13 protein-coding genes are annotated in these 22,268 nt (G+C 66.2%); 9 read left to right on the forward strand and 4 right to left on the reverse strand.

Features of this window, described 5'->3' with window-relative positions; genetic code table 11:
- Nucleotides 1-31: 31 nt before the first annotated feature.
- The 3 genes from Pla123a_RS16750 to Pla123a_RS16760 are packed head-to-tail and all read right to left on the reverse strand — an operon-like array spanning nt 32 to nt 3,003.
- A complete protein-coding gene (locus tag Pla123a_RS16750; protein WP_146589048.1) occupies nt 32-1,261 on the reverse strand; it encodes a cofactor-independent phosphoglycerate mutase in 1,230 nt (409 codons plus the stop codon).
- A gap of 46 nt (nt 1,262-1,307) precedes the next feature.
- The gene (locus Pla123a_RS16755) at nt 1,308-1,676 is read right to left on the reverse strand and encodes a hypothetical protein (RefSeq protein WP_146589050.1); all 369 of its coding nucleotides are present in this window, start codon (nt 1,674-1,676) and stop codon (nt 1,308-1,310) included.
- A 31-nt stretch (nt 1,677-1,707) separates the two neighbouring features.
- A complete protein-coding gene (locus Pla123a_RS16760) occupies nt 1,708-3,003 on the reverse strand; it encodes a homoserine dehydrogenase (protein WP_146589052.1) in 1,296 nt (431 codons plus the stop codon).
- 273 nt (nt 3,004-3,276) lie between these two features.
- Between Pla123a_RS16760 and leuS the strand changes: the two genes are divergently transcribed.
- The 7 genes from leuS to pyk all read left to right on the forward strand — a co-directional run bounded on the left by leuS (nt 3,277) and on the right by pyk (nt 14,100).
- Entirely contained in the window at nt 3,277-5,910 is a 2,634-nt protein-coding gene (leuS, locus tag Pla123a_RS16765; RefSeq protein ID WP_146589054.1) for a leucine--tRNA ligase, read from the forward strand.
- Between the two features lie 156 nt (nt 5,911-6,066).
- Nucleotides 6,067-7,359 (forward strand): glucose-1-phosphate adenylyltransferase, encoded by a 1,293-nt coding sequence (locus Pla123a_RS16770; protein ID WP_146589056.1) that lies wholly within the window; start codon nt 6,067-6,069, stop codon nt 7,357-7,359.
- Nucleotides 7,360-7,537: 178 nt separating this feature from the next.
- On the forward strand, nt 7,538-8,308 hold the full coding sequence (locus Pla123a_RS16775; protein WP_197528055.1) for a toxin-antitoxin system YwqK family antitoxin: 771 nt from the start codon (nt 7,538-7,540) through the stop codon (nt 8,306-8,308).
- A 326-nt stretch (nt 8,309-8,634) separates the two neighbouring features.
- Nucleotides 8,635-10,857, forward strand: a complete 2,223-nt coding sequence (ftsH, locus tag Pla123a_RS16780) for an ATP-dependent zinc metalloprotease FtsH (protein WP_231956520.1) — start codon at nt 8,635-8,637, stop codon at nt 10,855-10,857.
- An 87-nt stretch (nt 10,858-10,944) separates the two neighbouring features.
- Nucleotides 10,945-11,268 (forward strand): Dabb family protein, encoded by a 324-nt coding sequence (locus Pla123a_RS16785; RefSeq protein ID WP_391542652.1) that lies wholly within the window; start codon nt 10,945-10,947, stop codon nt 11,266-11,268.
- 113 nt (nt 11,269-11,381) lie between these two features.
- Complete coding sequence (locus tag Pla123a_RS16790) at nt 11,382-12,404, forward strand: hypothetical protein (protein WP_146589061.1); 1,023 nt, start codon at nt 11,382-11,384, stop codon at nt 12,402-12,404.
- A gap of 268 nt (nt 12,405-12,672) precedes the next feature.
- Nucleotides 12,673-14,100, forward strand: a complete 1,428-nt coding sequence (gene pyk / locus Pla123a_RS16795) for a pyruvate kinase (RefSeq protein ID WP_146589063.1) — start codon at nt 12,673-12,675, stop codon at nt 14,098-14,100.
- On the opposite strand, the gene Pla123a_RS16800 is transcribed toward pyk, so the two are convergent.
- Complete coding sequence (locus tag Pla123a_RS16800) at nt 14,101-18,327, reverse strand: lamin tail domain-containing protein (RefSeq protein ID WP_146589065.1); 4,227 nt, start codon at nt 18,325-18,327, stop codon at nt 14,101-14,103.
- A 374-nt stretch (nt 18,328-18,701) separates the two neighbouring features.
- Here Pla123a_RS16800 and Pla123a_RS16805 point away from each other — a divergent pair, with 374 nt between their 5' ends.
- Entirely contained in the window at nt 18,702-19,157 is a 456-nt protein-coding gene (locus tag Pla123a_RS16805; RefSeq protein ID WP_146589067.1) for a DUF4339 domain-containing protein, read from the forward strand.
- Nucleotides 19,158-19,424: 267 nt separating this feature from the next.
- On the forward strand, nt 19,425-22,166 hold the full coding sequence (locus tag Pla123a_RS16810) for a dockerin type I repeat-containing protein (protein ID WP_146589068.1): 2,742 nt from the start codon (nt 19,425-19,427) through the stop codon (nt 22,164-22,166).
- Nucleotides 22,167-22,268 lie beyond the last annotated feature (102 nt).

Genomic DNA, 22,268 nt, shown 5'->3' on the forward strand with positions numbered 1-22,268 from the left:
CCCTTGGCGACTTGGCGTCTTGGCGGTTTTTTTATTCGCCGATGAACCACCGCATCGCGTCCCACCCCTTGTCGAACGTCAGCTCGCTGGCCGCGGCGTTTGTGTCGCCGTAGGCCTGGCATGCGTCGGGGGTGACGCCGGCGCCGGCCATGGCGACCGGTACGTTGCCGTGGGTGTGCTTCTTGGTGCTGAGGAACGTCGGGTGGTCGGGGCTGATCATCACCCGCCAGTCGCCGTGGCTCGTTAGCGCTTCGAGCAGCGGGCCGACGATGTGCTGGTCGATCTGCTCGATTGCCTTGACCTTCTCATCGCAGCGGCCCTCGTGGCTGGCTTCGTCGGGCGCCTCGATGTGGACGCAGACAATGTCGTACTTGTTTAATGCCTGGATCGCGGCCCGCCCTTTGGCGGCGTAGTCGGTGTCGAGGTAGCCGGTGGCGCCGTCGACCTCGATCCGGTCCCAGCCGACCAGCGCGGCGATGCCCCGCAGCAGGTCGACCGCCGTGATCATCGCGCCCTTGGGTCCGAATTTCTGAGCGAACGGCTCGAGAGACGGTGCGCCCCCCTGGCCCCACAGCCAGGTGTTGGTGGCCGGGCTCTTGCCGTTGGCGATGCGGGTCTTGTTGACCGGGTGGTCGGCCAGCAAGTCGGCGCACGCGTCCATCAGCTCGACCAACACATCGGCCCCGGGACCGCGTGGGTGGGCATTGGCGACCGGCAGGTCGGTCCAGTCGTGCGGCGCCTCGGTGCGGGTCGATTTGTCAAACGGCGCGGCGAGCTTCGCCCCCCGCCAGATCAACAGGTTGCGGTAGCTGACGCCGGGCACGAACTCGAGCGCGCCTTTCCACTTCGGGTCGCTGGCGATTTCGGCCTGTACCGACTCGAACAGGGCGGTCGACTCCTCGGTCGAGATGTGATCCGCGGTGAAGTCCTGCATCACCCGCTCGCCGTCGACTTCGCCGATGGTGACCAGGTTGCAGCGGACGGCCCAGTCGCCCTTGCCGAGCGCGATCCGCTGGGCGGCGGCCTCCATCGGCGCGCGGCCGGTGAAGTGCGCGAACGGGTCGTACCCCAGCAGGCTGAGGTTGCCGATCTCCGACCCGGCCGGCAGCTCGTCAGGCGTGTGGCACGCGCTGGCGATCACCCCCTGGGCGACCACCGCGTCCATGTGCGGGGTAGCGGCCGCCTCAAGCGGGGTCTTACCACCGAGCGACTCCTGCGGCTGATCGGCGGCGCCGTCGGGGATGATGATGAGGTATTTCATTCGATTTCGGATTGGTGATTTCGGATTGCGGATTGTGTGCAATCAACTAGTGCCAGTCGTGTCCGCACCAGAGGCATTGTTTGGCAACCGGAGTACGAACAATACGTTGGCAAGCAGGACACCGATTGATGAACACATCTTCCCTTTTCTGAGAGATGATCCGTCTCGCTGCATCGTCTAAATAGCTTTCGATGTCACCTTCGATGATCTGACGTATCCGATCGCTTCCGTTGATGTATGACTCAATGTCGTCTTTTGCATGGTCAATTGGAGTTTCTCGATGTGACTGCTTGTTTCGCAGTACAGCGATTGCGATGACGCAGCGTTCCTCATCGCTGAAGAGATGAGGGTAGTAGGCGTTGAGGTACCACCGGAGGGCGGTGTCGTCGTGGTAGTCCTCGGAGTCTTCTGCCATTCCGAAATCTGCAATCCGAAATCCGCAATCGTCAGTCCCGGACCCACATCTTCACCGGCTCACCTCGACACGCATCGAGGGCGGCGATCTTGGCGCAGGCGCGGTCGGTGGCGGCTTCGCTCGCGCGGTGGGTCATCACGACCAGCGGCACGGCGGTGTCGCCTTCCAACGGCTCCTTCTGGAGGATCGACGCGATCGAGATCCCCTCGGCGCCGAACGCCTCGGTGACCTTGGCCAGGACGCCGGGGCTGTCCTCGACCATTGCCCGGACGTAACGCTTGCCGGTCGAAGTGGCGAAGTCGGCCTGGTCGACCCCCTTCACCTGGTCCGACCAGAGGCCGAGCGTGCGGAAGGTGATCGCGGTGCGTCCGACGGCGGTGTCGATCAGATCCGCGGCCACGGCCGAGGCGGTCGGCATCTGGCCCGCCCCCTGGCCGTGGTAGAACAGCGGGCCGACCGCGTCGCCCTTGACCAGCACCGCGTTGAACGGGCCGCCTACCTCGCCGAGCGGGCTGCCGGCGCGGACCAGCGCGGGGTTCACCTCGCAGTCGAGGCCGTGCTCCTTCAGGTCGGCGATCGCCAGCAGCTTGATCTTGTAGCCCATCTCCTGGGCGTAGTTCACGTCGAGCAGGTCCACGGTGTCGATGCCGGACCGCGGGATGTCCCGCCAGTTGAGCCGGGCGCCGAAGGCCAGCTGGCACAGGATCGCCAGCTTCTGGGCGGCGTCGGTGCCGTCGACGTCCATCGAGGGGTCGGCCTCGGCGTAGCCGAGTCGCTGGGCCTCGGCCACGACATCCGAGTAGGCGGCGCCCTCGGTGTGCATCTTGTCGAGGATGAAGTTGCTGGTGCCGTTGAGGATGCCGTGCAGCGAGGTGACCTGGTTGGAGGTCAGGCACTGGCTCAGGTTGGCGATGATCGGGATGCCGCCCGCCACCGAGGCCTCGAATGCGATTGACCGGCCGAGCTCACGCGCCTTGTCGAACAGCTCCGGGCCGTGCTCGGCCAGCAGGGCCTTGTTGGCCGTGACGACGTCCTTGCCCGACTCCAGCAGCCGGATCATGACCGAGCGGGCCGGCTCGATGCCCCCCATCAGCTGGGCGACGACCTTGATCTCGGGGTGGTCGATGACCTCGTCGATGCTGTCGGTCAGCACCCCGTCGGGCAGGTCGCAGTCGCGGGGCTTGCTGAGGTCCCGCACGGCGGCCTTCTCGAGCCACAGCACGCGGCCGGCGTGCCGGGCGGTGCGGTCGCCGTGGTCCAGCAGGATCTTCGCAACACCGCTGCCGACGGTCCCCAGGCCAATAATGCCAACTTTGGTCTTTTCCACGGTGATATCGCTCGGCCGCTAGAAGAAATGAGCCACAGATGAACGCGGATGGACGCAGATCGGTCCCTTGTCTGACCGATCGGTGCTCATCCGTGTTCATCCGCGGCCGAAAATCGACCCCTCATGGTAGTTGGCGAATCGACCGAAGGTCAATGGGCGGAGCGGTTTGCGCTGATGGGTTCCGGCGGTAGAATCGCCGGTTCGGCTTCCAACCAGCCAGGACGACCTGCGACTGCACTCTGCCTTACAAATTCCGCACTCCTGCGATTCAACATGCCCCGCTACAACCCCGCGACGATTGAGCCCAAGTGGCAAGCCTACTGGGACAAGGAAAAGACCTTTGCTGCGCCGCAGCTGCCGGAGGGGGACGGGCCCAAGCTTTACGCGCTGGATATGTTCCCCTACCCGTCGGGCGATGGGCTGCACGTGGGGCACCCGGAGGGGTACACGGCGACCGACATTGTCTGCCGCGCGAAGCGGATGCAGGGCGTCAGCGTGGTGCACCCGATGGGGTTCGACGCGTTCGGCCTGCCGGCTGAGGAGCACGCCATCAAGACCGGCGAGCACCCGCGGGTGCAGACCGAGAAGAACATCGCCACGTTCCGGCGGCAGCTGAAGATGCTCGGCTTCAGCTACGACTGGGACCGCGAGATCGCCACGACCGACGTCGACTACTTCCGCTGGACGCAGTGGATCTTCCTGCAGCTCTACGACACCTGGTTCGACAAGGAGCAGCAGAAGGGCCGGCCGATCGCCGAGCTCGATATCCCTGGAGACGTGCAGGAGCTGGGCGAGGACTTCGCCGCCAAGTGGGTCGACGAGCAGCGGCTCGCCTACCAGAGCGAGGCGCCGGTCAACTGGTGCCCGGCGCTCGGCACGGTGCTGGCCAACGAGGAGGTGATCGACGGCAAGAGCGAGCGGGGCGGCCACCCGGTCGAGCGCCGCCCGCTGCGGCAGTGGATGCTGCGGATCACGGCCTACGGCGACCGCCTGGAGAGCGAGCTAGAGGACCTCGACTGGCCCGAGGGCGTGAAGGCGCTGCAGCGCAACTGGATTGGGCGCAGTGTCGGCGCTGAAGTGGACTTCCGCCTGGCCGATGCAAAGGCGCCAGCGGCATCGGGGAGTTTCCCCGCCAAGCCGGCCGAGGACGTGCTGCGCGTCTATACCACACGGCCCGACACGCTGTTTGGCGCCACGTACATGGTGATCGCGCCCGAGCACCCGCTGGTTGGCAAGCTGACCACCGCAGAGCAGGCCGACGCCGTTAACGAGTACGTGAAGGCCGCTTCATTCAAGAGCGACCTCGACCGCACCGAGCTCGCCAAGGACAAGACCGGCGTGTTCACGGGCTCCTACGCCATCAACCCGGTGAATGGCGAGCAGATCCCGATCTGGATCGCCGACTACGTGCTGATCAGCTACGGCACCGGCGCCATTATGGCCGTGCCGGCGCACGACGAGCGGGACTTCGAGTTCGCCGAAAAGTACAACATCCCGATCAAGGCGGTCGTGCAGCCCGCGAGCGACGTCCCGCCGGAGGACGCCGAGAAGATCCTCGCCGGCCAGCTGTGCTACCCGGCCGAGGGCATCGCCATTAACTCCGGCGACTTCGACGGCACGCCGACCGCCGAGTTCAAGCAGAAGATCACGGCCTGGCTCGAGGAAAAGGGCCTCGGTCAGCAGGCGGTCAACTACAAGCTCCGCGACTGGCTGTTCAGCCGGCAACGGTTCTGGGGCGAGCCGTTCCCGCTGATGCACCAACTCGATGATGACGGACAACGCACCGGTATTGTCCGCACGGTGCCGGAGGACGAGCTGCCGGTCGACCTGCCGCACCTGGTCGACTTCAAGCCGCACGGCCGGCCCGAGCCGCCGCTGGACAAGGCGCCCGAGGAGTGGCTGTACCCGGTCATCGATGGCGTGAAGTACAAGCGCGAGACTAACACCATGCCGCAGTGGGCCGGCAGCTGTTGGTACTACCTGCGGTTCCTCGACCCGACGAACAGCGAGGCGCCGATCGATCCCGAGATCGAGAAGGCGTGGATGCCGGTCGACCTCTACATCGGCGGCGCCGAACACGCGGTGCTGCACCTGCTGTACGCCCGGTTCTGGCACAAGGTCCTCTTCGACCGCGGCGTGGTGCACACCCGCGAGCCGTTCCAGAAGCTCGTCAACCAGGGCATGATCCTGGGCGAGAACAACGAAAAGATGTCCAAGAGCCGCGGCAACGTGGTCAACCCCGACGATGTGGTGAGCGAGTATGGCGCCGACAGCCTGCGGCTGTACGAGATGTTCATGGGCCCGCTCCCCGACAGCAAGCCGTGGAATATGGACGGCGTGTCGGGCGTGCGAAACTTCCTGGGCCGGGCCTGGAGACTCGTCATTGACGACCGCAGCGACGCCATGCAACTCGCCGAGGCGCTGACCGACGACCAGCCGACCGACGATCAGCTCCGGACGCTGCACGCCACGATCAAGGCCGTCACCGAGGACATCGACAAGCTATCGTTCAACACGGCGATCGCGCGGCTGATGGAGTTCACCAACTTCTTCACCAAGGAGTCGTCGCGGCCGCGGGCGTGCCTGGAGCCGTTCGTGCTGCTGCTGGCGCCGTTCGCGCCGCACGTGGCCGAGGAGATGTGGCTCGCCCTGGGCCACAACGCAACGCTCGCCTACGAGCCGTGGCCGGCGTTCGACGAGTCGCTGCTCAAGCAGGACACGATCGAGATACCGGTGCAGGTAAGCGGCAAGGTCCGGGCAAAAGTCAACATTTCCGCAGACGCCAATCAGGACGAGGCCCTCGCCGCCGCGAAGGCCGATCCGAAGATAGCCGAGTTGATCGCCGGGAAGTCAATCGTGAAGGAGTTGTACGTGCCTGGGCGGTTGGTGAACCTAGTGGTGAAGTAGGGGATCGGCGGGCGCGGAGAATCCGCATTTCGTACGCGAGGCATGTTGTCTCTGTATCGCAAGGGCGACCTGTGTTAGGTTGACGCCCAGAGGGCAGGGCGGCGCTCTCGGTCTTTTCTTTGCGAACATTGGGCCTTCTTTGCTTAGCGATCTACTATGAAAAATGTCGTAGCCGTTGTTCTGGGGGGTGGTCGTGGCACGCGGCTGCAGCCGCTTACTACTTACCGCAGCAAGCCGGCGGTCCCGCTGGCGGCCAAGTACCGGTTGATCGACATCCCGATCAGCAACTGCCTGAACGCGGGGCTGAACCACGTGTTCGTGCTGACGCAGTTCATGACCGCCAGCCTGCACCAGCACATCCGTGGCACCTACCGGTTCGACGCCTTCGGCGGCGGGTTTGTCGAGATCCTGGCCGCGCAGCAGACCATGGACGCCGACGCCACGCTCGACTGGTACCAGGGCACGGCCGACGCGGTCCGCAAGAACCTCCGCTACCTGCTGCAGCCCGGCTTCGACTACGTGCTGATCCTGTCGGGCGACCAGCTCTACCGGATGGACTTCGCCAAGATGCTGGCCGAGCACCAGGCGAGCGGCGCGGACGTGTCGATCGCCGGCAAGCCGGTCGAGCGGTCGGAGGCCTCGGCGCTCGGCATCATGCGGCTGGACGACACCGGACGCGTGATTGGTTTTGTCGAGAAGCCGAAGACCGCCGAGCAGCTCGACCAGGTCCGCATGGACCCGGCCTGGATCGACGCCCGCGGCGTCGAGAGCCACGGCCGCGACTGCCTGGCGTCGATGGGCATCTACCTCTGGAACCGCGACGCCATGGTCGAGGCCCTGGAGCAGAGCAATTCTTCGGACTTCGGCAAGGAGATTTTCCCCAACGCCATCAAGCAGCGGCACGTCCAGGTGAGCCTGTTCGACGGCTACTGGGAGGACATCGGCACGATCCGCTCGTTTTACGAGTGCAACCTGGCGATGGCGCGGGCGGACTCGCCGTTCTCGCTGGCGGACGCCTCGGCGCCGATCTACACACGCGCCCGGTTCCTGCCGCCCACGCGGTGCGACGGCGCCGAGATCACCCAGAGCCTGATCGCCGAAGGCTGCGTGATCGAGCCGGGGGCGAAAATCGAAAACAGCGTTATCGGGCTGCGGTGCCGCATCGGCAAGAACGCGGTGATCAAGGACTCGATCCTGATGGGCGCCGACATGTACGAGACCCCCTCGCAGCTTGCCGCGCTGCCGCCCGGCGAGCCGCCGCTGGGGGTGGGCGATGGCACACTGATTCAGGGCGCGATTGTCGACAAGAACTGCCGCATCGCCCCCGGCCTGAAGGTGGTCAACGACACCGGCCAGGAGGACTACGGCGAGGGCCGCAACTGCGTCGTCCGCGACGGCATCCTGGTGGTCCCGAAGAACTGCACGCTGGGGCCGGACTGGCATCTCTAGGCCGCAGTGCGTAGGCGGTTGGGCGGCAGAATCGGACCAAACCGCATCTCCCGCAGCTTTTCGCGCGAACGTGGACGCCCCGGAGCCCGTACGCCATACTGGCAGCAAGCGCCCGGCTGAAATGGCGGGGCGCCTCCCTCCTCGTACCTTGCTCTCGCCGTCCAGGAAACGTTCAGACATGACGCGTCCCCGTTTTGACTCGCCCGTATTGGCTGTTCTCTGCTGCTTGTCCGCCGCTGGCGTCGCGTGGTCGCAGGGCTCGTCGGACCTGAAGATCAAGGCCTACGACGGCCCGGCGATCTACCTCGAGGAGAGCGCCGACGAGGTCCCCGCCCAGGTTGTCGGGAACAGCGTCCAACGAGACACCTACGACAACGGCAAGCCGAAGATTGAGCGTGGGCTCACCAAGTACTCCGACAACAGCCTGGTGAGCAACGGCATCTACCGCGAGTACTACCGCGACGGCCAGCAGTTTGTCGACGGCCAGTTTGTCGACGGCCAGCCGACCGGCGAGTGGACCTATTGGCGTCCCAACGGCGAGCTCGCCAAGAAGGTGACGTTCCAGGACGGCCTGCCCGACGGTCAGGTTGAGGTGCACCGCGCCGACGGGACGCTCGAGGCCCGCCGCTCGTTCAAGCTCGGCAAGCGGGACGGCACCTGGGAGACCTACGCCGACAACGGCGAGACCCTCATCACCGAGCACGCCTACACCGAGGGCGTCCGCAGCGGGACCTGGAAGTGGTGGTACGAGAACGGCAATCCGATGCGCGAGGCGAGCTTCGACAACGGCGTTATGACCGGCGTCGCGGTCGAGTGGGCCGAGGACGGATCGAAGCGGGCCGAGATTCCCTTCCGCGAGGGCAAACGCCACGGGGTCGCGAAGCAGTGGACCGCGGACGGCCGCGAGATCGCTCAGACCTACGAGGACGGCAAGCCCGTCAGGAATTAGTCGGGTCTTGCCCAGTTGCCTCGCCCCCGGCGGGGGCGGCTCCGGTTGTTAGCAATTCGGCCAGCAGCAGCCCTGCGAGCGGCGACCAGCCAGCCGACGGACCGGATCTGGCGATCCGGTCCCTAATTGGCGCCGCGAATGTGCGGGCCGCGGCTCGTCACGACCGCCGCCACGACGTACAATCTTGGGTCCCGCCGCCCCCCGGTTCGGGCCCCTGCACGCCCGTGCAGATCCTGTTTCGCATTGGGGGCGGCCGCCTATAGCCCCGATTGAAGCGGCCGCCGCCTTTGGCAGCGGGACGCGACATCAAACCTCGCCGACCCAGCATGGCCGACAACGAGTCCTCCCCCAAACCGCCGGCCACGCCCTCCAATCAGAAGCCGGACAAGCCGCCCCGCAAACGGCCGGTGGCGTCGTTCAGCTGGACCATGCTGCCGCTGCTGCTGCTGGTGGGCCTGCTGCTGGTGTCGCAGTTCGGCGAGCGGCCGGACGAGATCAGCTACTCCTACCTGCTTTCACAGATCGAGGACCGCAACATCGAGTCGGCCGTTTTTGCCGGCGGTCAGATGAGCGGCGAGTTTGTTAAGGCTCCAAAGATCTATCCCCAAGCCAGCTCGGCGAACGTGGGTAAGCCCGCAGCCAGCGAAGAGCAGGGAGCGGAGCCCGGCGGCGATCGGGCGCCAGACGAAGCGACCGAACCAACGCCAGACGGCGAACCAGAAACGCCCGCCGATTCGACCGAGCAGCCCGCCCCGGCCGCGGGGGACGACGCCAGTCCCGACGCGTCGGACGCCGATTCGCCGGAGACGGCCCCGAACATCGCCGCGGCGGGGCAGGAGCCGCGGCAGCTCGGCAAGCAGTTCTTTGTGGTCCTCGGCAACAATCAGTTCGAGGAAAAAGAGCTTAAGGACAAGCTGGTCGCCAGCGGCGCGGAGGTATCCAACGCCCAGGAGTTCCCCCTTAGCAGCCTGATGACGTTCATCTGGTTCCTGCTGCTGATCGGCATGGTGGTGCTGATGTTCTCGTTCATGCGTCGCGCCCGCGACCAGATGATGGGCGGCGGCATGCTGGGGAGCGTCACCAAGAGCCCCGCCAAGCGGTACAGCCCCGAGGGCGGCCCGAAGGTCACCTTCGACGACGTCGCGGGCCTGAAGGGCGTTAAACGCGACCTGAAGGAGATCGTCGAGTTCCTCCGCGAGCCCGAGAAGTTTCAGAAGCTCGGCGCCAGGGTGCCCAAGGGCGTGCTGATGAACGGCCCCCCCGGCACCGGCAAGACGCTGCTCGCCAAGGCCGTGGCTGGCGAGGCGGGCGTGCCGTTCTTCTCCATCAACGGTTCCGAGTTCATCCAGATGTTTGTGGGCGTCGGCGCCAGCCGGGTCCGCGACATGTTCAAGACCGCCAAACGCAATGCGCCGGCGATCCTGTTCATCGACGAGATCGACGCCGTCGGCCGCCAGCGTGGCGCCGGCCTGGGCGGTGGCCACGACGAGCGCGAGCAGACCCTCAACCAGATCCTCAGCGAGATGGACGGCTTCACTCCGAGCGAAACCGTCATCGTCATCGCCGCCACAAACCGGCCCGACGTGCTCGACCCGGCGCTGCTGCGGCCCGGCCGCTTCGACCGCCACGTGACGGTCGACCGCCCGACGCTCGAGGGCCGCAAGCAGCTGTTCGAGGTCCACACCCGCCAGATCCCGCTGTCCGAGGACGTCAACTTCGACCGCCTGGCCCGCGCGACCGTTGGCATGACCGGCGCCGACATCCAGAACCTGGCGAACGAGGCCGCCCTGTGGGCGACCCGGCACGACAAAAAGTTTGTCGAGATGGAGGACTTCGAGTACTCCCGCGACAAGATTATGATGGGCGCCAACCGCGAGGAGCTGCTTACCGAGGAAGAGAAGAAGCAGACCGCCTACCACGAGGCAGGCCACACGCTGGTGGCCTGGATGCTGCCCGAGTGCGACCGCGTGCACAAGGTGACCGTGATCCCCCGCGGCCGGGCGCTCGGCGTCACGCAGCTCACGCCCGACGAGGACCGCCACAACATGCCGCAGTCGCGGATGCAGGCGACCCTGGCGATGGCGCTCGCCGGCCGCGCGGCCGAGAAGATCATCTACGACGAATTCAGCGCAGGCGCCGAGAGCGACCTCAAGCGGGCCACCTCGCTCGCGCGCCGGATGGTGACGCACTGGGGGATGAGCGAACGGCTCGGCCCGGTCGCGTATTCCACCGGCGAGGAGAACCCGTTCCTCGGCCGCGAGATCGTGCAGGACCAGCGGCACTTCAGCGAGCACACCGCCCAGGTGATTGACGAGGAGGTCTCGAAGATCCTGCACAACGCCGCCGACCGCGCCCGCTCGCTGCTGACCGAGAACCGCGACAAGCTCGAGACCCTCACCAACGGCCTGCTGGAGAAGGAGGAGCTCGACGAGGACGAGATCACCGCCCTGATCGGCCCGCCCGCCCAGGGCGCCCTGCCGCCGATCGGCGCGGCGCTTGAGATCGCCCCGCCGGCGCCAACCACCACCTCGCCGCGCGACGCGGAGTGATCGGGGGCGGTGTTCGGCCGCCGTGTTAACGACCCCTTTCACCATTCTTCTGCCACTTATCTCTTTACCCGTTGCGGAGCTACCGAAGTGCTAGACCCGGCCAGCCAGAGTGTCGCCCACATGGTTTTCTTTACGCTCAAGGACCGCTCGCCTAGCGCCGTGGGGACGCTGGTCGCCTCGTGCCACGAGCACCTCGCCGGGCACGACGGCGTCGTGTACTTCAGCGCCGGCGAGCGCGCGCCCGAGTTCGACCGCCCCGTCAACGACGACCAATTCGACGTCGCGCTGCACGTCGTGTTCGAGGACCGCGCGGCCCACGACGTCTACCAGCAGCACCCGCGGCACCTCAAGTTCATCGAGACCAATAAAGAAACCTGGGCCCAGGTGCGGGTGTTCGATTCGCGGGTTTAGCGGCCCGGCGTGGGGGAATTTCTTCTTGTCGTTGTGGCAATCCGCAGCGTGGCTGGGTATGCTTAGGGCGTTGGTCTGTTCAGGCGCCCCTGTAGAATCCCCGGGAACGCACCATGTCGCGTCTTCTGTCCACGCTGTTTGCTGTCGTCTGCTTGTCACTGCCCAGCGTGTACGGCCAGGTGGTCGGCTCGGCTGTTGGGGCGGGCGCTAATCAGAACCTGATCGGCTTTGGCTTCGGCCCGCTGCCGTTGGGCGTTGAGCCGTACGCAGCCAACCCGTTCTCGCTCGAGTTCACCGCGGACACCGACGTCTTCGGCGTGGAGTCTCGTGCGACCGCGCCGGCCAACTTCCTGGACGACTCTTCCAGCGGCGGCGGCGACTCATTCGGCGCCATCAAGGCCGCCGACAACGACCCGTTCTTTGGCGTGGTGGACACCAACAACAACGACAACCCAAACAACGACCCCTTGTCGGCGGTTTGGACTTTCGACACGTCGCTCAACTCGAGTGGTTTGTACCTGTCGATGAGCTTCGCCGCGATGGGCGACTTCGAGGCCACCGGCAGCGGGGCCGACACGTTCCTCGTTGAGGCGGCGTTCGATGGCGGCCAGTTCGCACCGGTGTTCGAGAGCTTCGTCGACGACGAACTGCCGGACGTCGACTACACGCTCGAAGACGGCTCGGTCCGTGCGCTTGCCGACCCGCTGTTCCTTGCTGGGGTGCAGCTCAGCAACAATTTCACCACGCTCACGGCGCCGCTCTCTGGGGTCGGCTCCTCGCTGAGCATCCGGTTCAGCGCCCAGACCGACGGCGGCAGCGAGGTCGTCTTGTTCCGCAACCTTGAGATCCACGCCAGCGACCCGGGCACGGGCGGCCAGTCGGGCGACTTCAGCGGCGACGGCGTGGTCGACGCCGGCGACTACACCCTGTGGCGTGATAACTTCGGCCAGCTCGAGGGCGACCTGCTCGGCGGCAACGGCGACGGGGGCGCCATCGGCGACAGCGACTACGAGCTGTGGGCCGCCAGCTACGGCATTGGCGCCGGGTCTGCTTCTGGGGCGACCGCCGCCCCGGAGCCGCATTCTGCGGTGCTGCTGCTGGTCGCGGGGTTGGCGGCGGTGCGGCGCCGAGCCTAGCGCGGCGGGCCGAGGCCTGAATCACCGGCCGTGCCCTGACTAATTGTTGGGCGCCCGAGCGCATTCTCGGGCAGCCCGCCGCCGGTGGGCCGCCGCCCCCCCAGGGCCGGGGCGGGGCGCTACGAAGTGCGGCAAGTCGGTTTCCGGCGGCGATTCCTGCGGCCTTGAGGGGCTGGGCTTGCCAGGCGGGCACATTACCGCGAAGGTGGGAACGAGAAATGCTCCCCCCTGGTGGGTTCCTCACTGCCCCTCCACCCCCGCCCTGCCGATGCAACCTCCCCGGTCCTACCGCCACACCAAAATCATCGCGACCCTCGGCCCCGCGACCGAGTCGCCCGAGATGCTCGAGAAGCTGATCGACGCGGGCGTCGACATCCTGCGGCTCAACATGGCCCACGCGTCGCGGGAGTGGGTGATCAACATCGTCAAGCGGATCCGCGAGGTCTCCGACAAGCTCGACCGGCATGTCGCGGTGATGATCGACATCAAGGGCCCCGAGATCCGCACCGGCGACGTCGACGGCGCTGTGGAGCTGAAGCGGGGCGACCAGCTCGAGCTCTGCACCACCCACGACCAGCGCCCGCCCGGCGACGTGCTGCGCGTCTCGGTCAACTACAAGGGCCTGCCGAACGAGGTCGAGGAGGGCCAGTTCGTGTTGGTCGACAGCGGCCTGCTGCGGCTCTGCGTGGTGGAGAAGGGCGCCAACCACATCCGCTGCGAGGTCATGACGCCCGGCGTGCTCGGATCGCGACGGCACATCAACCTGCCGGGCGTGCACGTGCACCTGCCTTCGCTGACGCTGAAGGACCACGAGGACCTGGCCGCCGGCGTTGAGGCCGGCATCGACCTCGTGGCGTTGTCGTTCGTCCGTGCGGCGGGCGACGTCGAGGAGCTCCGCCGGCACCTCACCGACCTCGGGTCCACCGCGCGGATCGTGTCGAAGATTGAGGAGCAGGCCGGCGTCCGCAACATGGTCGAGATTATCAAGGAGTCCGACGCGATCATGGTCGCCCGCGGCGACCTCGGCATCGAGATCGAGTACCCGCAGCTGCCGCTGGTGCAGACCGAGCTGGTCAAGGCGTGCCAGGCCGAGGGCCGACCGGTGATCATCGCCACGCACCTGCTCGAGTCGATGATCAACTCGCCAATGCCGACCCGGGCGGAAATCTCCGACATCTCCAACGCCATCCGAGAGCAGGCCGACGCGATCATGCTCTCCGGCGAGACCACCACCGGCGCCTACCCGCTCGAGTCGATCGAGGTCTTCAACAAAGTCATCGCGAGCATCGAGCCGTCGGTCGACTACAAGCTGAACTCGGCGATCAAGCTCCGCGAACCGAAAGCCAAGATGCTCCGCTCGGCCGCCACGCTGGCGCAGGACCTGGGCAACTCGGGGATCGTGGTGTTTACCCGCAGCGGCTTCCTGGCGTATGTGCTCGGCGCGCTGCGTCCGCGGGGCGTTCCGATCTACGCGTTCACCGACCGCGAGGACATCTTCCGCCAGCTGATGCTGCCGTGGGGCGTCGAGCCGTTCCTGATGCCGTTCTCGGACGACCCGGAGAAGACCATCCAGGACGCGCTGGTCTACCTCAAACGCAAGCAGTGGTGCGACGCCGGTACCTGGCTGGTCGTGATCACCAACGCGCTGGCCGAGGGGCAGGTGATTGACTCGCTGCAGCTGCGGCAGATCGACTGATCAGACGCCTCGCCAGGGGGTCCTCAGCGGGCGGCTTGGCCCGACCGCGGGACGCGACGAATCCATCAGGCCGATCTCGCTGAAGTACTGGTCGCGCCCGAGCTCCTCAGAGTCAATCACCGCGCCGCCACGGAGCGTCGACGGCGATTGCTGCGGACGCGTGCGGCGCTCACTGCTCACTTGTTGGGTGAGTTGTTGCGCCCGCTGGTTCGACAACGACGACTCGGTCGCCGGTTGGATCGCGGTCTGGTCCGAGGCCACCGAGAACGCGGCGGCTGGCTCCGACAGAGGCGCCAGCGCGGCAATGTAGTCTGAGGAAGCCGGCCTCCAATCCTTGGCATCCAGCGGCGAAGCCAGGGCGACAGGTTCGTTGTCGATATCCCCCGTGACGGACGCTGCCGCGAGGGCCGCGGCCTCGTAGTCACGCCACATTGCGTAGTCGGCCGCGTTGACCACCCCATCGGCGTTGCCGTCGGACCCGGCGCCTGGTGTTAACAGCGTAAGACCGTACTGGCTGCGCCAGGTGTCGTAGTCGCCGCGGTCGACATCACCGTCGTTGTCGTAGTCGCCTGCCAGCGCCGGCACGGCCAGGCCGGCTGCGCCCGGGGACCCGCCGGCCACGGCGCTGGCGCGCCAGTTTGCGGGGTCGTTGGGGTCGCCCAGCGGGTCAACAATCTCCAGCGAGGCCCCGTCTCCGTCAGCGGCCGTGGGCCACGGGGCAGAGTCGTCGTAGGTGAACGAGAGGATGGCGACCCCCTGGGCGGTAAGGAGCGTCACGGTGTCGCCGCCGTTGCCGAGGTTGCGGTCTCCGAAGCCAGTGGAAGCTACGTTCAGGCCCTCGCCGTAGACCGCGGTGAACACCTCCGGAGTGCGGGCGACAATCAGCCGCTCGCCCGGCGCGAGCATCACGCCGGAGTCGATCACATACGGCTCGGACGCGAAGTCGACGATCTGCACGCCCGACAAGTCGGTGGCCGAAACGCCGGTGTTGAGCAGTTCGATAAACTCGAGGTCGCTCTCGTCGGCGACCACCCCGGCGCTGGGGTGGTAGTGGACCTCCGTGACCGCTACCGTGGGGTTGAGCGCGGCGGCGCCGGCGACGAACTCGATGGGGTCGGACCAGTGGCTCCAGTGCCCGTCGGCGTCCTGCATGCGGACCCGCGTCCGGTACGTGGCGCCCGGCTCGAACGCGTCGGCCGGCGCCATTTGCTGGCTGGTGAACGTGGTCTGCGTGCCCGACTCCCAAACGCTGTTCAGCTCGTAGAGGAAGGGCGTGCCCGAGGTGTAGCCGGCGGTCTGCGAGCTGCGCACCTCGGCTGCCCGCCACTCCATCGCGGCAAACGAACCGGCGCCCTGAGGGTCGCTGAAGGCGGATGCTTCAAACACCAGTTGATCGACAGGGAATTGGGCGGCCCCCACGTAACTTATCGAGGGTTTGTTGGGGACGCCGGACTCCGAACCGCGTGACTGGACGAGGTTGTAGCCGTAGCCGCCGGGGCTAACGAAGTCCTGCATGTAGTCGACCAGGCCGGCGAAGGTCTCGCTCTGGAGCAGTTGCGGGTTGAAGTTCTCGTACCAGATGCCCTTCTTTACTTTGCGGGGGTGGAAGTCCCACATCGCCTGGTTAGCGTCGACAATGGTCTGATCGCCGCCGGGCGCCAGCACGTTGGCGAGCTCCTCGATCACCAGCGCGGCGTCGCCGTTGTTGAGCAGCAAGTCGGTGACCTCACGCAGCCGGTTCTCGTACGCTAGGGCCGCCTCCGGGTGCTGCGAGAGCAGCGAGCGGATGTTCTCGCGGTTGGTCACTGGATTGCCCAGGTGCGGCGCGTCCTCGAACGTGAGGTCGAGATCCCAGGGGATGACGTACCACTGACCACTGACCTGATCGCGGTAGTAGTTGACGTTCTCGTTGGGGCGGATGTCTGAGTTGTTGACTAGGTGGTTGACGATGTTCCACGCGAAGTAGACGTCCCAGTTGAGGTTCTCTTCCCACCACTGGAGGGTTTCGAACCCGCCGTCGATCCCGGACATGAACGCCGCGAGGTCCGACCGGTCGGTGACCGACTCAGAGCCCTGGTGGCGTTGGTTGGTCGCGCCGAACACGCTGCTGTGCATGTTGTAGACGTTGCCGTCTTCCAGGCCGCGTTCGTCGAGGAAGCTGCCGTCGGGCTGCTCGATACCGACGTACAGGCCCCAGAAGTCGCCGCTGTACTGGTCGCCGCCGGTTTCGGACGCGCCGTCGATCACCCGGAAGTTGAAGTACGTGGTGTACGGCGAGGGCGCGCCGGCCAAGTCGTAGAGCTTGAACGCGGCAGCCTCGGAGAGCACGGTCCCCTCGGTCGAGATGTCGTTGCGCCACCAGGGGTTGGTCCCCGGCAGCACGTTGATCTCGTCCCAGGTCTCGCCGAATGGCGCGCCGTAGTTGTCCCGCGCCTGCAGGTGGTGACCATTGAGGAACTCGATCTTCCACTTGTTCTTTCCGACCTGGTAGGTCGACGCGACGCCGCGGTTGCGGAACTCGACGTGGTCGTAGACCACGCCGTCGTAGACCAGGGTGCCGCGGAACAGCACCTCGTTGTACTGCCCGTTGTACTGGCTGTTGGTGACGTCCGTCGCGTTGGCGATCAGGTGGTAGGTGGCGATGTCGTCGAGCGCGTCGCCGCTGTAGACCACACTCGGCTCGAACCCCGGTCGCAACGACGCCGTGTAGTCGGGCACGCCGTCGTAGACGAAGTACGCAAAGTTCGGCTGCGGGTCGTCGGCGTAGGGCGCGGTGACGCTGGCGCCGAGCGCATCCTCGGCGGTGATTCGGTACCGCACCAGCCGGCGGTGGACCTGCAGGCTGGCGGGCAGGGTCACCGAGTAGACGTCGTCGCCGGCGACGGCGTCCCCCAGCACGCCGTCGTCGTTCATGGCGAGGGACGTCCAGCCGGTGTCGTACCCGGGGTCGGTGAGGCGGATGTAGGCGCCAGGGTCGACCGTCTGGTACTCGAGGTAAAGCTGCTGCACGCCGTCCGGGTCGGTCGCCTTGATCGTGACCACTACCTCCTCGCCAGAACCGGGCTGCGGGTTGGAGAGCGAGAGCTGCCGCAGCTGCGGCGCCGCGTTGGTCGACCGCACCGAGTTCACGGCGCCGGGCGTGGGGAGCCCCACCGTGGCGTCGGGCACGCTCAGTTCTAGGTTGAACGAGAAGTCGCTGCTGTCGAGTGTCCCGTTGAGCGCGTGGACCGCCACCGTGTTCTCGCCGGCGGTGAGCAGGCTCGATGCGTTGGCGATCTGCAGGGTTTCCCACTCGGCCTCGTGGTTGGATCCGGAGGTGCTGTCGTGGTTTTTGGCGCCAGCCGAAACGTTGAACCGGCCGACCTCTGCGCCGTTCAGGTACACGATGGCGCCGTCGTCGACGTACACACGCAGCTCCAGCGCGTCGGGCAGATTCGCGTCGAGCGTAAAGGTGCGCCGGGCGTAGATCGAGCTGTAGTTGAACCGCATGTCGGACAGCACCGTGGCGTCGTCGCCGTCACCGTAGCCGAGCGTGGCGGCCCCGTCTTGCCACGCCACCGCGTCGTTCAGCTCGTTGAAATCGGAACTCCGCCAGTCTGTAGCCGGCGTGTTCGAATTGGCCGGCGGGTTGGACCCTACTCCTTTGCGGTAACGCCACACGCTGCCGGTTTGCACCAGCGATTCGCCCGCGTGTGCGCTCGACGACAGGCCCGAGGAACGCCAGCTGCCCGCTAAGTCGTTGTCGAGCGCCGGGTTGATGAGCTCGAGCGAGTTGCCGACCTCGCCGACGGTCGGCCACGGGAAGCCCGGCCGGTAGGTGACCTCGTCGACCAGCACGCCGGCCGCGTCCAGCAGCTCGATCTTTTCGCCCTCGTTGCTCAAGCGGTCGCCCTGCTCCCACTCGCCCAGTGGCGCGAATCCAAACTTGCCGTTGAATTCGTTGGCGTTCTGCGTGACCACCACGAACCCGCCGGCGGGGATCTCGGCGCCGGCGGGGAACGTGTAGTCCACGGCGTCGTCGATCCGCCACCCGGCCAAGTCGACCGTCTCGGCTCCCGTGTTGTGCAGTTCCAGGAACTCAACCTGCTCCGTGGCGACGTCAGGGTCGTAGTGGATCTCGTTAATCACGACCGCCAACAGCCGGCGTTCCTCCAGACGCTCGCCCCCGCGGAGCCGTCGCTTCGCCAGCGAACGCCGGCGGGGATTCTTAGGGGTCTGCCGATTCATGGTGGATCCTTGACGCTATCCATCTTCGCTTGCAGTCGCTGCCCGAGGGCAGCTGCCGAGGCACGCAAGCCGGTTACGCGGGAGGTAGAAACGTTCGACACTGTCGGGAAGTGAAGAGCCTCCGACGCTGCCCGCTGTCTGATAAGGATCTTCTATTATGCCCAGATAATCGCGTGCGGGGAAAGCAAACGGACGTGATTGCAGGAAAAATGCTCCCCGGTGCATCGCGGGGCGGCGTCCCACCAGGCATTCTGAGTTGGCCTGACATCGCGGCGTCTTCTGCTGGTGTTGGGGCTGCAATCGGCGTAAGATTCTTGACGTTGCGATGATGGCGGGCTCCTCCTCTTCTCTCTTCTCTTCGCGCGAGGCGTATCATGGCCACCGAGTGGTACTGTCGGTTGATGGGGGCCGAGCTGGGCCCGTTCACCTCCAAGCAGCTGTTGGAGATGGCCCGCAGCCACCAGGTCACGCCCGACGACTCGGTCCGCAAAGGTCCCGATGGGGAGTGGGTCGGCGCGCACCGCGTGAAGGGATTGTTCGAGGACCTATCGGCCTCGACGATCATCATGGCCGGCCTGCCGCCCGACGTGCAGGCGGCCCTCGACCGCAGGCAGCAAGAGCAAGAGAACAAGCAGGCGGCCAAGAAGCCGAAACCCTCGGCGGTCAGCTGGCACTACATCGGCGAAGAAGCCAAGGTTGGCCCTCTGACGTTCGACGAGCTCAAGGTGCATGGCCGCCAGGGCCTGCTCAAGCCGAACTGCCGCGTGTGGTCGTCGAAGTCGCCCAAGTGGCGGCGGGCGCGGGAGGTCGAGGGCCTGGAGTTCGAATAAACGTCGGCCGGGCCTCCTGAGATGCGTGGAGTGGCAAGGGGCCAGGCACAGACGCGTCGTTCGCTGTAATTGGACAGCCGTCTGCGGTTGGCAGTACACTGGCAGGGTCTCTTTAAGCTCCAGTGACTAACGGAATGCCCGATGCGTGCGTGCTTGTCCTCAATGGTGTGCTTCGTGGTGGTATCCGCCGCAGTTGCAGCGGACGCTCAGTCGGACCCTAGCAACTTTACGACCGTCTGGAACCTGCCACCTGACGCGCCGCCTTCCATGATTGGCAGCGACACCCAAGTCAACGTGCTAGTTGGCGGCGCGCTGGGCAATCAATTTGACGCGGGAAAGTTCAGCAGCGACAGCAATATCGAAGTGAACGTCCTGGGTGGCAGCATCGGCGGCTTCGCCGAGTTTCGCGGCGAGTCGACCCTCAATCTGGCAGCGGGGTCGGTGGGCAGCTCCCTGTACCTCTACTCCGGCGCCCAGTTGAATATGTCGGGCGGAGAAGTGTTCGGCTTGTTGAACCTCCAGCATGGTTCGTCCTTCGTCTTGACCGGAGGTCGCGTCAATCAGCTCTCGGCGTCCTACGGGACCACCGTCGACGTGAGTGGGGGCATTATCTCGCACGATTTCGCCGTGATTGGCGCCCCCGCAACGCAGGAGGTAGAACCGGCAGTGCTCAACTTCAGCGATGGGTACATCGGACCATCGTTCGAGGCGCGGGACAACAGCGTCATCAATATGAGCGGTGGTCTGATTCACACCGGCTTCGTTTCCCGGCTCGGCAGCGTCGTCAACCTCTCCGGCGGACGCATCTACTCGTACTACAACCTCGAGGGAGAACTGAACATGGCCGGCGGGTCGATCGCCTGGGGATTCGACGCCCTGCCCGGCTCCTCGCTCAACGCCAGCGGTGGGGAATTCGAAAGCGGCCTCGAGATACTGGACGCGACGGCGCACTTCTCAGGGGGCGAGGTCCGCGGCGGGCTGATCGCCCGCGGCCAGAGCGAGGTCCGCCTGAGTGGCGGCACCTTCGGCGACAGCGTAACGCTGGAGCCCGGTGTGGCGGCGACGCTCGCTGGCGCTGAATTCCAGATCGATGGCGTGCCGGTTACCGGACTCGCCGGGCCGGGCAGCCAATTAACAACGACCCTGCCGACTGGTGCTCTGCTGTCGGGCGTGCTGGCCGACGGCACTCCGTTCGCTTTTACCACCGAGGACGGCGACACGTTATCGGAGCTGCGATTGGAGGCCGCCGAGCCGCTGCCCGCGACGCCGGGCGTCTTTACGGCGTCGCTCGGCGACGCGCCGCTTGGTCTCCGCGCCGGTCAGACACTGAACGTCGACGACGGCGCCACGTCTCGTTTCAATGTGGTCGCCGGCCATGGAAGCACGCTCAATGTGCTCCCAGGCGGCAAGCTCCGCTACGGCGGCAAGGCGATCGGCGCCGAGATCAACATCTCCGGCGGCGTGGTCGAGTACGGGTTCGACGCGATGCTCGGGACCCAGGTCCACGCCACCGGCGGCAGCGTCGATCGGATCGACGTGTTCGCCGGCAGCACCCTAGTCATTGATGGGGACGGTCGAGTCAGTGGCGCCAAGGTGAAATCCGGCGGTCGGCTTGAGCTCGTTGGCGGCAGTCTGAGTGGGCTACAGATCGCTGCGGGCGCCGCGGCGGAGATGACCGGCGGCACGCTCGAAGCTCGCTGGCCCGACTTGTTCCTCGGCGGGGGAGAACTCGACATCTCCGGAGGAATGTTCGACGGCCCACTCGTTACCAGCGGTGGCGGGACGCTCCTGCTTCGAGGAGGCGAATTCGTCGTCGACGGGCAACCGGTGTCGCTCAACGAGGAAGAGCCGGCGACGATTGAGGTTCCGGCCGGCGCCGTGTTCACCGGCGTGCTCGCCGACGGATCGCCGTTCATCCTGTCGGACCTGCTGGGCGACGCCATTGCCCCGTCAAGCGTGGCCCTTCTGCCTGCCGAGCTTCCAGCGGCTCAGACCGAACCCATCGTCGTCGACCAGATAGTGTCGCTGGCTGGACTGCGGGCCGGGGAGGTGATGGTCGTCGTGGACGGCGGCGTCGTAACCGACAGTTTCAACGCCTTGCCTGGATCTTCGATCCATGTCACCGGCGCCGGCTCCGTCGGCAACGACCTGACGCTGCACGACGCAGACCTGGAGGTCGATCAGGGCAGCGTAGGCACGACCACCACGCTGCAAGGGAGTTCGGTGCGAGTCGGCGGAACGGGCGAAGTGAACATGGCGACACTCTCGCAGAGCAGTCTCGAAGTGTCGTCCGACGGGGCGGTTGGCTACACCTACCTCCGTGACGGATCCCACGCGCGTATCGCTGGGGGTCAGGTGAGCATCGGGGGCCGCGGTTTCCCGATCTACGTTGAAAGCGGCTCGAGCATCGAGTTCTCTGGAACCGCCCGCACCTCGGGCATCGAAATCGACGCGGGTTCCTCCGGCGTTGTCGCCGGCGGTGAGCTACTTTACGAGCTCGACCTACTGGCCGGCGCCGAACTCGAGATCGTCGCCGCCGAGTTTCTCCTCGACGGGACGCCAATCGCAGGGCTCGAGCCGGGCGAGTCGCTGCTGTGGACCGAGCGGCAGGGTTTGCTGAGCGGCACATACGTCGATGGCCGCGCGTTTGAGTTCGACCTATCGGCCACGGGAAACAGCTTCCGCCGTGATTACTTTGACCCCGCCGGACTGCTTACGCTAACCCGCGTCCTGCCGGGCGACTTGAACCGCGACGGCGCCGTCGACGCCGCCGACCTCGACGAGTGGTTGAGCCAGTACGGCGCCGTGGTCGACCACATCGGCGATGGCGCCGACGCCAACTACGACGGCCGTGTCGACGCCGCCGACTACACGCTGTGGCGTGACCACTTCACGCCGGCAGTTACCAGCTCGGCGCCCGAGCCGATGGCGGCGGCTTTGATGGCTAGCCTGGCGGCATGGGGATGCGTTTGCCAGCGTCGGCGTGGGGTTGGATCGGCCCGCTGCTAGGGTCCGCCGCTAGGGTCCAACGCCACTCCGCCTTGGTCGCGTCAATCCGCATGTGGCCGGCAAGCGATCACCCACGTAGTCGCACTGACCGGCGGGAGAAGA

Source organism: Posidoniimonas polymericola (assembly GCF_007859935.1).
Taxonomy (GTDB): domain Bacteria; phylum Planctomycetota; class Planctomycetia; order Pirellulales; family Lacipirellulaceae; genus Posidoniimonas; species Posidoniimonas polymericola.

Bases quoted from the DNA above. Each gene is read 5' to 3' on its own strand.
- ftsH (WP_231956520.1), top strand. From the start codon at position 8,635: ATGGCCGACAACGAGTCCTCCCCCAAACCGCCGGCCACGCCCTCCAAT.
- Pla123a_RS16775 (WP_197528055.1), top strand. From the start codon at position 7,538: ATGACGCGTCCCCGTTTTGACTCGCCCGTATTGGCTGTTCTCTGCTGC.
- Pla123a_RS16790 (WP_146589061.1), top strand. From the start codon at position 11,382: ATGTCGCGTCTTCTGTCCACGCTGTTTGCTGTCGTCTGCTTGTCACTG.
- pyk (WP_146589063.1), top strand. From the start codon at position 12,673: ATGCAACCTCCCCGGTCCTACCGCCACACCAAAATCATCGCGACCCTC.
- leuS (WP_146589054.1), top strand. From the start codon at position 3,277: ATGCCCCGCTACAACCCCGCGACGATTGAGCCCAAGTGGCAAGCCTAC.
- Pla123a_RS16800 (WP_146589065.1), bottom strand. From the start codon at position 18,327: ATGAATCGGCAGACCCCTAAGAATCCCCGCCGGCGTTCGCTGGCGAAG.
- Pla123a_RS16805 (WP_146589067.1), top strand. From the start codon at position 18,702: ATGGCCACCGAGTGGTACTGTCGGTTGATGGGGGCCGAGCTGGGCCCG.
- Pla123a_RS16755 (WP_146589050.1), bottom strand. From the start codon at position 1,676: ATGGCAGAAGACTCCGAGGACTACCACGACGACACCGCCCTCCGGTGG.
- Pla123a_RS16770 (WP_146589056.1), top strand. From the start codon at position 6,067: ATGAAAAATGTCGTAGCCGTTGTTCTGGGGGGTGGTCGTGGCACGCGG.
- Pla123a_RS16810 (WP_146589068.1), top strand. From the start codon at position 19,425: ATGATTGGCAGCGACACCCAAGTCAACGTGCTAGTTGGCGGCGCGCTG.
- Pla123a_RS16750 (WP_146589048.1), bottom strand. From the start codon at position 1,261: ATGAAATACCTCATCATCATCCCCGACGGCGCCGCCGATCAGCCGCAG.